9 protein-coding genes are annotated in these 10,500 nt (G+C 72.8%); 7 read left to right on the forward strand and 2 right to left on the reverse strand.

What is annotated here, in order from left to right; translation table 11 throughout:
* Window positions 1-36: 36 nt before the first annotated feature.
* On the reverse strand, window positions 37-1,518 hold the full coding sequence (locus L7D48_RS19660; RefSeq protein WP_237880860.1) for a potassium/proton antiporter: 1,482 nt from the start codon (window positions 1,516-1,518) through the stop codon (window positions 37-39).
* A gap of 220 nt (window positions 1,519-1,738) precedes the next feature.
* Between L7D48_RS19660 and L7D48_RS19665 the strand changes: the two genes are divergently transcribed.
* On the forward strand, window positions 1,739-4,543 hold the full coding sequence (locus L7D48_RS19665; protein WP_237880862.1) for a penicillin acylase family protein: 2,805 nt from the start codon (window positions 1,739-1,741) through the stop codon (window positions 4,541-4,543).
* A gap of 50 nt (window positions 4,544-4,593) precedes the next feature.
* On the opposite strand, the gene L7D48_RS19670 is transcribed toward L7D48_RS19665, so the two are convergent.
* Window positions 4,594-5,178: a 5-formyltetrahydrofolate cyclo-ligase gene (locus L7D48_RS19670; RefSeq protein ID WP_237880864.1), complete on the reverse strand. Its 585-nt coding sequence runs from the start codon at window positions 5,176-5,178 to the stop codon at window positions 4,594-4,596.
* Window positions 5,179-5,450: 272 nt separating this feature from the next.
* Between L7D48_RS19670 and galU the strand changes: the two genes are divergently transcribed.
* The 6 genes from galU to glpR form a co-directional block, all read left to right on the forward strand.
* Window positions 5,451-6,356, forward strand: a complete 906-nt coding sequence (gene galU, locus L7D48_RS19675) for a UTP--glucose-1-phosphate uridylyltransferase GalU (protein ID WP_237880866.1) — start codon at window positions 5,451-5,453, stop codon at window positions 6,354-6,356.
* 4 nt (window positions 6,357-6,360) lie between these two features.
* Entirely contained in the window at window positions 6,361-7,788 is a 1,428-nt protein-coding gene (glp, locus tag L7D48_RS19680) for a gephyrin-like molybdotransferase Glp (RefSeq protein ID WP_237880868.1), read from the forward strand.
* Between the two features lie 64 nt (window positions 7,789-7,852).
* A complete protein-coding gene (moaC, locus tag L7D48_RS19685; RefSeq protein ID WP_237880871.1) occupies window positions 7,853-8,362 on the forward strand; it encodes a cyclic pyranopterin monophosphate synthase MoaC in 510 nt (169 codons plus the stop codon).
* A complete protein-coding gene (locus L7D48_RS19690) occupies window positions 8,359-8,913 on the forward strand; it encodes a MogA/MoaB family molybdenum cofactor biosynthesis protein (protein ID WP_237880872.1) in 555 nt (184 codons plus the stop codon). The genes moaC and L7D48_RS19690 overlap by 4 nt, the downstream gene beginning before the upstream one ends.
* Entirely contained in the window at window positions 8,910-9,536 is a 627-nt protein-coding gene (locus L7D48_RS19695) for a GNAT family N-acetyltransferase (RefSeq protein WP_237880874.1), read from the forward strand. Before L7D48_RS19690 ends, L7D48_RS19695 begins: the two co-directional genes overlap by 4 nt.
* 172 nt (window positions 9,537-9,708) lie before the next feature.
* Window positions 9,709-10,500 (forward strand): gephyrin-like molybdotransferase receptor GlpR (gene glpR, locus L7D48_RS19700; protein WP_374492925.1); only part of this gene is annotated, 792 nt, incomplete at its 3' end.

Genomic DNA, 10,500 nt, shown 5'->3' on the forward strand with positions numbered 1-10,500 from the left:
CGCCCCGGCCGTGCCCCGCCCCGTCCAGCCTCTCGGTCAGCCTCTCCGCAGCGCCGAGCTGCCCGCCGTCCCCAGCCAGCCCGCCAGCTTGCCGCCCCGGCCCACGGCCATCAGCCGCCGCTCGGCGGCGTCGCGCACCGCGTCCGTGGCGACGACCAGCAGTTCGTCGCCGTGCCGCAGGACGGTCGACGGCGAGGGTACGAAGCTGCTGTCCCCCCGTACGACCAGGGTGACCGCCGCGCCCTTGGGCAGCCGCAGTTCGGCCACCTCCACGCCCTGCATGCGCGAGCCGTCGGGGATGGACACCGCGATCAGATGCCCGCGCAGCCGCTCCAGCGGGGCCGACTCGATCTCCAGATCCTGTGCGTCCTCGCCGCCGGCCAGCCTGAGCTTCCGGGTGACCCAGGGGAGGGTCGGCCCCTGGATCAGGGTGAAGACCACCACCAGGACGAAGACGATGTTGAAGATCCGGTCGCTGTCCCTGCCCGGTTCGGACATGGGGATCGTCGCCAGGATGATGGGCACCGCGCCGCGCAGCCCGGCCCACGACATCAGTACCTGCTCCCGCAGGGGCCGCCGGAAGGGCAGGCTGCACAGCAGCACCGAGACCGGCCGGGCCACCAGCGTCAGCACCACCCCGATGACCAGCGCGGCCCCGAAGTCCTCCAGCAGCTCCGAGGGAGTGGCCAGCAGGCCGAGCAGGACGAACAGGCCGATCTGCGCGATCCAGGCCACGCCCTCCGCGAAGCCCCGGGTGGCCGGGCGGTGCGGCAGCCTGGCGTTGCCCAGGACGATCCCGCAGATGTAGGTGGCCAGGAAGCCGCTGCCCTGGGCCAGCGAGCCCCCCGCGTAGGCCAGGACGCACAGCGCCATCACCGCGATCGGGTACAGGCCGGAGGAGGACAGCGCCACGTGCCGCATCCCGTACTCGCCGAGCTTGCCGACGAGCACTCCGACCGCGACGCCGATCGCCAGCTGCAGCGCGATGTTCCCGATCAGCAGGTACCACGAGTCCATCGGGCCGGACACGGAGAAGGCGATCACCAGGATGACCACGGGAGGGTCGTTGAACCCCGACTCCGCCTCCACCGTCCCGGCCAGCCGCCGGGGCAGCGGCATCTTGCGCAGTACGGAGAAGACCGCGGCGGCGTCGGTGGAGGAGACCACCGCGCCCATGATCAGCGCCAGTTGCCAGTCCAGGCCGACCAGGTAGTGGGCGCCCGCGGCGGTGACCGCGACGCTGATGCCGACACCCACCGTCGCGAGCACGGCGGCGGCGGGCATGACGGGCCGGATGTCGCGCCACTTGGTGCTCAGCCCGCCCTCGGCCAGGATCACCACGAGCGCCGCGTAGCCCAGCACCTGGGTCAGCTCGGCGTTGTCGAATTCGATCCCGAGCCCGTCCTGCCCCAGGGCCAGACCGAGCCCCAGGTAGATCAGGAGGCTGGGCAGGCCGGTTCGGGTGGAGAGCCGGACCGCGGCGATGGCGACGAGCAGGACGATCGCGGAGACCAGCATGAGTTCGTTGAGACGGTCGACAGTCAGAAGCGGATCCTTCCGTGGGCGTGCGGAGGCAACGGCCGGGACCCGACCGCCGGGAAGTCATTTCTTTGCCTAACAATTTACCATTGCTTGAATCTCCGGCTCCTGATGCGCGGACTCCCTGCCGACCGGCGACCCGGCTCGTCCTATGGTTGCTCCAGCACCTCTGGTCCCACCCTGCCCTCGAAGGACAGCGATGCCCGCCAAGAAGACCCCGCGACGCGCCCGCCTTCTCGTGATCGCAGTCGTGCTGCTGCTCGTGGCGGGCGTCGGCTACGGCGCCTACTGGAGCGTCGGCACCGTCCGCGCGTCCTTCCCGCAGACGACCGGCTCGATGGAGCTCGACGGCCTCTCCGCCCCGGTCACCGTCAAACGCGACGAGCACGGCATACCCCAGCTCTACGCCGACAGCGCCGAGGACCTCTTCCGCGCCCAGGGCTTCGTCCACGCCCAGGACCGCTTCTGGGAGATGGACGTACGGCGGCACATGACGGCCGGCCGGCTGTCGGAGATGTTCGGCGAGAGCCAGGTCGAGACCGACGCCTTCCTGCGCACCCTGGGCTGGCGGAAGGTGGCGCAGGAGGAGTACGACACCAAGCTGTCGGACACGACCAAGAAGTACCTGCTGGCCTACGCCGAGGGCGTCAACTCCTACCTGGACGGACGCAGCGGCGAGGAACTCTCCCTGGAGTACGCGGCCCTGGGCCTCGTCAGCGACTACAAGCCGCACAAGTGGTCGCCGGTGGACTCCGTGGCCTGGCTCAAGGCCATGGCCTGGGACCTGCGCGGCAACATGCAGGACGAGATAGACCGGGCCCTGCTCTCCAGCCGCCTGACGAGCAAGCAGATCGAGGCGCTCTACCCGGACTACCCCTTCGACCGGAACAAGCCGATCGTCCAGGACGGCGCCGTCAGCGCCCTCGACGGCGCCTACGACCCGGAGGGCACCCCCGCTGAGGGCGGGAACCCCGCGCAGAACGGCACCACGGCTCCCGGCACCAACGCCCCCGGCACCACGGCTCCCGGCGGCGCCGGCCAGGGCACCGGGACCGGCCAGGGCACCCCGGCAGACCAGGCCGGCCAGGCCGGTCAGGGTGTGCAGACCCAGCTCGCCGCGCTGGCCGCCTCCCTCGACGCCGTCCCCGCCCTCCTGGGCCCCAACGGCGACGGCATCGGCTCCAACTCCTGGGTCGTCTCCGGCGAGTACACGACCACCGGCAAGCCGCTGCTCGCCAACGACCCGCACCTGGCCCCGCAGCTTCCCTCCCTCTGGTACCAGATGGGCCTGCACTGCAACTCGGTCGGCAAGGACTGCCCCTTCGACGTCGCGGGCTTCACCTTCTCCGGCATGCCCGGCGTGATAATCGGCCACAACCAGGACATCTCCTGGGGCTTCACCAACCTCGGCGCCGACGTCACCGACCTGTACCTGGAGAAGATCGAGAACGGCACGTACCTCTACGACGGGAAGAAGATCCCGTACGAGACCCGCGAGGAGGTCATCAAGGTCGCGGGCGGCGAGGACCGCAGGATCACCGTCCGCTCCACCCGCCACGGCCCCCTCGTCTCCGACCGCAGCGACGAGCTGGCCGGAGTCGGCGACCACGCCCCGGTCGGCGACGTCGCCCCCGACCGCGGCAAGGGATACGCCGTCGCGCTGCGCTGGACGGCGCTGGAGCCCTCCAGGACGATGGACGCGGTCTTCGAGCTGAACACCGCCACCGACTTCAGCGGGTTCCGCGAGGCCGCCCGGAAGTTCGCCGTCCCCTCCCAGAACCTGGTCTACGCCGACACCGAGGGCAACATCGGCTACCAGGCCCCCGGCCGCATCCCGGTCCGCGCCGAGGGCCACGACGGCCGCTACCCGGCGCCCGGCTGGAACCCGGACTACGAGTGGGAGAGCTACATACCGCAGGAGGCCCTGCCCTGGGAGTACAACCCGGAGCGCGGCTACATCGTCACCGCCAACCAGGCCGTGATCGACACGGAGAAGTACCCCTACCCGCTCACCGAGGACTGGGGCTACGGCGCCCGCAGCCAGCGGATCGACGACCTCATCCAGTCCAAGATCAAGGACGGCGGCAAGGTCTCCACGGACGACATGCGCACCATGCAGCTGGACAACAGCAGCGAGATAGCCAAGATCCTGGTGCCGTACCTGCTGAAGATCGACGTCGAGGACCCCTACGTCCGCCAGGCGCAGGAACTGCTGGAGGGCTGGGACTACACCCAGGACGCCGACTCCGCGCCCGCCGCCTACTTCAACGGCGTGTGGCGCAACCTCCTCAAGCTCGGCTTCGGCAACAAGCTCCCCAAGGAGGTCCGCGTCGAGGGCGAGTGCCTGCGGGTCCGCCCGGCCGACGAGTCCGGTCCGATCGAGGACCTGAGCGGCAACCCGCGCACCGTCCGCGAGTGCGGCACGCGCGCCCCGGAGTCCGCGCAGCCCGACGGCGGCGACCGCTGGTACGAGGTCGTGCGCACGCTGCTGGACGAGCCCGACAGCGGCTGGTGGACCCCCGGCAGCCGCTTCGAGGAGGGCGAGGGAGACCGCGACGCGCTGCTGGCCCGCGCCATGGAGGACGCCCGCTGGGAGCTGACCACCAAGCTCGGCAAGGACATCGAGACCTGGAGCTGGGGCCGTCTGCACCGGCTGATGCTCCAGAACCAGACCCTGGGCACCGAGGGTCCCGGCTTCGTCCAGCACCTGCTCAACCGCGGCCCGTGGGACCTGGGCGGCGGCGAGGCGGCCGTCAACGCCACCGGCTGGAACGCCGCGGGCGGCTACGAGGTGATCTGGGTGCCGTCGATGCGGATGGTGGTCAACCTGGCCGACCTCGACGGGTCGAGCTGGATCAACCTCACCGGCGCCTCCGGCCATGCCTACCACTCCAACTACGTGGACCAGACGGACATGTGGGCCGAGGGTGAGCAGCTGGACTGGGCGTTCAGCCGCAAGGCCGTCGAGGACGCGACCGTGGACACCATGGCCCTCACCCCGTAACGCCGCAGGCGCCACCGCGAGTACCGCCGCGAGCCCCGCGCCCGCCGGTCTCACGCCGTGAAGCGGTGCACCCCCTCGGGGGTCACCGCGGCGTGCACCGGACGGTCGTGGGGCTCCGCCGGTACCCGGCGCAGGTACTCGCCGGAGTGCAGCAGCACCACCAGCGCCGGGGCGGCCCCGGACGCCTCGATCCGGGCCAGCACCCGGTCGTAGCTGCCCCCGCCGCGTCCCAGGCGCATCCCGCGCCGGTCCACCGCCAGACCCGGCAGCAGCACGGCGTCCGCCCCGGTCACGGCCTGCGGCCCCAGCCGCCGCCCGGTGGGTTCCAGCAGCCCCCGGCGGGCGGGGGAGAGGAACTCGGCGCCCTCGTAGGCGGCCCAGTCCAGGTCGTCGTCCGGCAGCAGCACCGGCAGCAGCACGCGTACGCCGCGCCAGTGCAGTTCGTCCACCAGCGCGCGGGTGTCCGGCTCGCGCCCCACCGAGACGTACGCGGCGACGGTGCGCGCCCCGGCCAGCTCGGGCAGCTCCAGGGCGTGCCGGGCGAGCGCGCCGGCGAGCCGGTGGACGCCGTCCTCCGGCAGACGGGCCCGCGCCGCCAGGAGGGAGCGCCGCAGGGCCCGCTTCTCACCGGCCACCGTCCGAGCCGTCCGAGCCGTCTGTGCTGTCTGAGCCGTCTGCGTCTCGTCCGGTGCCGCGTGCGTACTCCGGTGTGCTCCGGTGGTTCCTTCGTCCTTCACGCCGTGTTCATCTCCCCGGCTCGATTACGCCAGTCCCTCGCCATGGCAGGCGCATTATCATCCTGATGGCGCGCCAGCGCGGCCCCGAGCGCCGGGACATTCCCCCGTAAACCGCAACGGACCAGTCAGACATGCGCGTTACGTGACAAACCAACGGCTATGGTGCAGACATGACTACCTCGCGTACACGGCGGATCACCAAGGCCGTCATCCCGGCCGCCGGGCTCGGCACCCGCTTCCTTCCGGCGACGAAGGCCACCCCGAAGGAGATGCTGCCGGTCGTCGACAAGCCCGCGATCCAGTACGTGGTGGAGGAGGCCGTCACCGCCGGCCTCCCCGACGTCCTGATGGTCACCGGCCGCAACAAGCGCCCGCTGGAGGACCACTTCGACCGCAACTACGAGCTGGAGGAGGTGCTGCGCAGCAAGGGCGACGCCACCAAGCTCACCCGCGTCCAGGAGTCCACCGACCTGGCCACCATCCACTACGTGCGCCAGGGCGACCCCAGGGGTCTGGGCCACGCGGTACTGTGCGCCGCCCCCCACGTCGGCGACCAGCCCTTCGCCGTCCTCCTCGGCGACGACCTCATCGACGCGCGCGACCCGCTGCTGTCCAGGATGATCGAGGTCCAGGAGACCTACGGCGGCAGCGTCGTGGCGCTGCTGGAGGTCGACCCGGCCAGCATCCATCTCTACGGCTGCGCCGTCGCCGAACCCACCGGCGACGACGACGTCGTTCGCGTGTCGGACCTGGTGGAGAAGCCCTCCCGCGAGGACGCCCCCAGCAACCTGGCCGTCATCGGCCGCTACGTCCTGGACCCGGCCGTCTTCGAGGTGCTGCGCAAGACCGAGCCCGGCCGCGGCGGCGAGATCCAGCTCACCGACGCCCTCCAGGCCCTCGCCGCCGACCCGGGAATCGGCGGCCCGGTCCACGGTGTGGTATTCAAGGGCCGCCGCTACGACACCGGCGACCGCGGGGACTACCTCCGCGCCATCGTCAGGCTGGCGAGCGAGCGCGAGGACCTGGGCCCGGACTTCCGCGCCTGGCTGCGAGACTTCGTCAAAGAGGAGCTGTAGGCACTTGAGCGGTACCCGGTCCGTCGACGAGCACCTGGCCGACATCCTGCGGTCGGTCCGGCCGCTGGAACCCATCGAGCTGCATCTGCTCGACGCCCAGGGCTGCGTGCTCACCGAGGACGTCCTGGTGCCCGTCTCCCTGCCCCCCTTCGACAACAGCTCCATGGACGGCTACGCGGTGCGCGTCGCCGACGTGGAGAAGGCGGACGAGGACGCCCCGGCGGTGCTGGAGGTCGTCGGCGACGTGGCGGCGGGCGCCGGCCGGCCGCCCGAGGTCGGCCCCGGCCAGGCCGCCCGTGTGATGACCGGCGCGCCGCTGCCGCCCGGAGCCGAGGCCGTCGTCCCCGTGGAGTGGACCGACGGCGGCACCGGCGGCGGCCCGGCCGACGCCATGGCCGCCCACAGCGCCGACCCGTCCGGCGCGGCCGGCGAGGTCCGCGTCCACCGCCCGGTGGCGGCACGGCAGTACGTGCGGGGCAAGGGCAGCGACGTACGCGCCGGCTCCGTCGCCCTGGAGGCCGGCACCGTCCTGGGCCCGGCGCAGATCGGCCTGCTGGCCGCCGTCGGCTGCGGCACCGTCACCGTACGGCCGCGCCCGCGCGTGGTGGTGCTCTCCACCGGCAGCGAACTGGTCCGGCCCGGCGCGCCGTTGGGCCCCGGCCAGATCCACGACTCCAACAGCTTCGCGCTGACCGCCGCCGCCCGCGACGCCGGCGCCATCGCCTACCGGGTCGGCGCGGTGGCCGACGACGCCGCCACCCTGCGCACCGTCATCGAGGACCAGCTCGTGCGCGCCGACGCCATCGTCACCAGCGGCGGAGTCAGCGTCGGCGCGTACGACGTGGTCAAGGAGGCGCTCACCGGCCTGGAGGGCACCGTCCTGGGCGGCGCCGAGCCGGCGGACGACGGGGACGGCGATGACGGGGACGGCGGCAACGGGGACGGCGGCGAGGATGCCGGGGGCGAGGGCGCCGGGAGCGCCGGCGACACGCCGCGGCCCCCCGCGCGCGTGGAGTTCCGCCGCCTGGCCATGCAGCCCGGCAAGCCGCAGGGCTTCGGCCTGGTCGGGCCCGACCGGATCCCGCTGTTCGCCCTCCCCGGCAACCCCGTCAGCTCCTACGTCTCCTTCGAGCTGTTCGTCCGCCCCGCCCTGCGCGCCCTGATGGGCCTGGAGCCCGTCACCCGGCGCACGGTCGCCGCCCGACTGGAGTGCGAGGAGCCGATCGCCTCCCCGGAGGGCAAACGCCAGTTCCTGCGCGGCCGGTACGAGCCCCCGACCGCGGGGGAGGAGCTGGGCACGGTCCGCCCGGTGGGCGGCCCCGGCTCGCACCTGCTGGGCTCGCTGGCCCGCGCCGACGCGCTGGTCGTCGTACCCGAGCGGACCACCGAGGTCGCCCGGGGCGACGAACTGGAGGTCGTGCTCCTGGACTGACGCGACGGCGCCCGCGCCGCGGCGGGTACCGTTGACGTCCGGAACGGACCGACGCGGGAGAGCGATGAGCAGCGCGCGACAGGGGAGTCCAGCAGGCGGGGCCGCCGGCCTCACCCACATCGACGAGGCGGGCGCGGCCCGGATGGTCGACGTCTCGGCCAAGGACGCCACCGTCCGCACGGCGCGCGCCACCGGCCGCGTACGCGTCTCCCCCCGGGTGGTGGAGCTGCTGCGCGGCGAGGGCGTGCCCAAGGGCGACGCGCTCTCGGTCGCCCGTATCGCCGGGATCATGGGCGCCAAGCGCACCCCCGACCTCGTACCGCTGTGCCACCCGCTGGCCCTGTCCGGGGTGAAGGTCGACCTCGCCGTCGCCGACGACGCGGTGGAGATCGCGGCGACGGTGCGCACCACCGACCGCACGGGTGTGGAGATGGAGGCGCTGACGGCCGTGTCGGTCGCGGCGCTGACGGTGGTCGACATGGTCAAGGCCGTCGACAAGGGGGCCGTCATCACGGACGTGCGGGTGGAGGAGAAGACCGGGGGAGCCTCCGGGGACTGGAGCCGCGACCGATGACCGAGCCCGTCTCCGCGCCCGGGTCCGGGCCCGCCTTCGAGCCGGGGCCCGCGCCCATGGCCCGCCGCGCCCTCGCCGTCACCGTCTCCAACCGCGCCGCCGCGGGCGTCTACGCCGACACCACCGGCCCGCTGCTGGCCCAGGCCCTGGGCGCGCTGGGCTTCGCCACCGACGGCCCGCGCGTCGTCCCGGACGGCGAACCCGTCCAGGACGTGCTGCGCGAGGCCGTCGCCGACGGCTACGCCGTGGTGCTCACCACCGGCGGCACCGGCATCTCGCCCACCGACCGCACCCCGGAGATGACCCGGGCCGTACTCGACCACGAGGTTCCCGGCATCCCCGAGGCCATCCGCGCCGCCGGCCTGGCCAAGGTGCCCACCGCCGCCCTCTCGCGCGGCGTCGCGGGCGTCGCCGGCCGCACCCTGATCGTCAATCTCCCCGGCTCCACCGGAGGCGTACGCGACGGCCTGGCGGTCCTGGAGCCCCTGCTGTCGCACGCCGTGGACCAGATCCACGGCGGCGACCACCCCAGGAAGGACGTACCCCACTGAACGCACCCTGGCCGGTCGAGCTGACGGACGGTGACATCACCCTCCGCCCCATAAGGCTGCGCGACCACCGCGTCTGGCGCGAGGTGAACCAGCGCAACCGCGACTGGCTGCGCCCCTGGGAGGCCACCGTCCCGCCCGCCCTGCCCGGCCGTCTGCCGCCGCGCCGCCCGACGTACCGGCAGATGGTCCGGCATCTCCGGGCGGAGGCGCAGGCGGGCCGGATGCTGCCCTTCGTGATCGAGTACCGGGGGCGGCTGGTCGGCCAGCTCACCGTCGCGGGCATCACCTGGGGCTCGATGTGCTCGGGCCACATCGGTTACTGGGTGGACCGGGAGGTGGCCGGACGCGGTGTGATGCCGACGGCCGTCGCGCTCGCCGTGGACCACTGCTTCCGCACCGTCGGACTGCACCGGATCGAGGTCTGCATCCGCCCGGAGAACGGGCCGAGCCGCCGGGTGGTGGAGAAACTCGGATTCCGCGAGGAGGGGCTGCGGCCGCGCTATCTGCACATCGACGGAGCCTGGCGCGACCATCTGGTCTACGCGCTGACCACGGAGGACGTCCCCGACGGCCTGCTGGAACGCTGGCACCGGCGCTCTCTTCCCGGCACCCCACAGAAATAAAATAAATGTTCGATATTGCCTGAGGGTAAGACACCTTACAGTCATCGGCCGGGCACATTCGCGGAGGCAGGCCGCCTTAATCGCAAAAAACGGTTGAGATATCAGCCAGATCGTGCGACACACCGCGCCAATTGGCGTATCACCCTCGCGAAACCCCTCTACCGTGTGGTGGGTGAGCAGCAGCGGCCTCATCTACGCAGTCATCGTCGGGGCCTGGGCCGCCTACCTGGTGCCGATGTGGCTCCGCCGGCAGGACGAACTCAACGAGGCTCGTCCGACGGAGCGCTTCGGCACCGCCATCCGGCTGCTGTCCGGCCGGGCTGGCATGGAGCGCCGGTACGCCAGGAACCTCAAGGAGGCGTCCGGGGACGGCGGCCCCGCCGACGGTGACGACCAGGGTGCCCCGGGCGTCGACGTCCGGGCGCTCGCCGACCCCGTGACCGAGCACATCACGGTCCCCGGCCCCGCCACGGTCGCGCGCGCCGAGGCCCCCACCGAGGTACGCCGCCCCCAGCAGGACCCGGCAGGCAGGCCCAGCCGGCCGAGCCGGCCGGGCCACCCGAACCAGGGGCAGAAGGGCCGGGCCAAGCTCCTCGCCCGCCGCCGGCGCACCACGATGGTGCTCTTCCTCGCCTTCACGCTCGGCGCGATCGTCGCGGCGGTCGGCGGCATCGCGTTCCTGTGGGCCCCGGCGATCCCGGCCGGGCTGCTGAGCGCCTACATCGCCCACATGCGCGCCCAGGAGAGGCGCCGCTTCGAGTTCGTGATGGACCGGCGCCACGCCGAGGACGCCGCCCGCCACCTGCGCGAGCGCCGCACGGACCGCGCCGACCACGGGGAACGGACGGACCGAGCCACCGGCGGCCGTACCGCCACGGGCCGTACCGCCACGGGCCGTACCGCCACGGGCCGCAACGCCACCGGCCGCAACGCCTCCGCCCGCACCCCCGAACCGGCCCCCGAG

The organism is Streptomyces sp. ICN903 (assembly GCF_022015835.1).
Taxonomy (GTDB): domain Bacteria; phylum Actinomycetota; class Actinomycetes; order Streptomycetales; family Streptomycetaceae; genus Streptomyces; species Streptomyces fenghuangensis.

What these genes read in the sequence shown, in the direction of transcription:
- L7D48_RS19665 (WP_237880862.1), top strand. Translation starts at nt 1,739, where the DNA reads ATGCCCGCCAAGAAGACCCCGCGACGCGCCCGCCTTCTCGTGATCGCA.
- L7D48_RS19660 (WP_237880860.1), bottom strand. Translation starts at nt 1,518, where the DNA reads ATGCTGGTCTCCGCGATCGTCCTGCTCGTCGCCATCGCCGCGGTCCGG.
- galU (WP_237880866.1), top strand. Translation starts at nt 5,451, where the DNA reads ATGACTACCTCGCGTACACGGCGGATCACCAAGGCCGTCATCCCGGCC.
- moaC (WP_237880871.1), top strand. Translation starts at nt 7,853, where the DNA reads ATGAGCAGCGCGCGACAGGGGAGTCCAGCAGGCGGGGCCGCCGGCCTC.
- L7D48_RS19690 (WP_237880872.1), top strand. Translation starts at nt 8,359, where the DNA reads ATGACCGAGCCCGTCTCCGCGCCCGGGTCCGGGCCCGCCTTCGAGCCG.